This window comes from Oleiphilus sp. HI0043, assembly GCF_001634935.1.
This window is the reverse complement of the sequence record NZ_LWEY01000348.1, coordinates 1-719: the sequence shown is the minus strand read 5'-3', so window position 1 is coordinate 719 and position 719 is coordinate 1. Positions and strand designations below refer to the sequence as shown.

1 protein-coding gene is annotated in these 719 nt (G+C 43.5%); it reads right to left on the bottom strand.

Annotated features, from left to right (window positions below; all coding sequences use genetic code 11):
• Nucleotides 1-112: 112 nt before the first annotated feature.
• Entirely contained in the window at nt 113-532 is a 420-nt protein-coding gene (locus A3729_RS04880; RefSeq protein WP_068507286.1) for a F0F1 ATP synthase subunit epsilon, read from the bottom strand.
• Nucleotides 533-719: the final 187 nt, after the last annotated feature.

The window sequence follows — 719 nt, the reverse complement described above, 5'->3', positions numbered from 1 at the left end:
TTCCTAAACTTTTTCTACTACAATCGTTTGATTATAGACACTCCATATGACATAAAAGAAAAAAGGCAGCTAAATAGCTGCCTTTTTTCTTTATTTTACGAATTACTGCTCATTAATGCTTATTTCTCATTCGCTGAATCACGCGTAGTCGCGCTGATGCTTCAGCTAGTTGAGATGCTGCTCGAGAGTAATCAAAATCGCCGCTCTGATTCGCCAGCTCTCTTTCTGCTTCTTTCTTAGCTTCCAGAGCTGCTGCTTCATCAACGTCGTGAGCTCGCTCTGCACTATCTGCTAGCACAGTTACTAAGCTTGGTTGAACTTCCATGTATCCGCCGGATACGTAGAAAACTTCCTCTTCGCCGCCTTGTTTGATAACGCGAACAGGACCAGGATTCAACTTCGTCATTAGTGGAGCATGGCCTGGAGCAATACCCAAGTCACCCATTTCGCCAGCTGCAACAACTAGCTCAACAAGACCCGAATAAATTTGCTCTTCAGCACTTACGATATCGCAATGCACGCTAATACCCATAATTTCTACCTTCATCAGGGAAGCACTTTAAATATCTTAAAGTGCTTCTACTAAAGGATGATTACATGTTTTTCGCTTTTTCGACTGCTTCGTCGATAGAGCCAACCATGTAAAACGCCTGCTCAGGAAGATCATCGTACTCACCGCCCAAGATACCTTGGAAGCCACGGATAGTGTCTTTCAAAGA

Coding starts and splice junctions, on each gene's coding strand:
- A3729_RS04880 (WP_068507286.1), bottom strand. CDS start 532: ATGGGTATTAGCGTGCATTGCGATATCGTAAGTGCTGAAGAGCAAATT.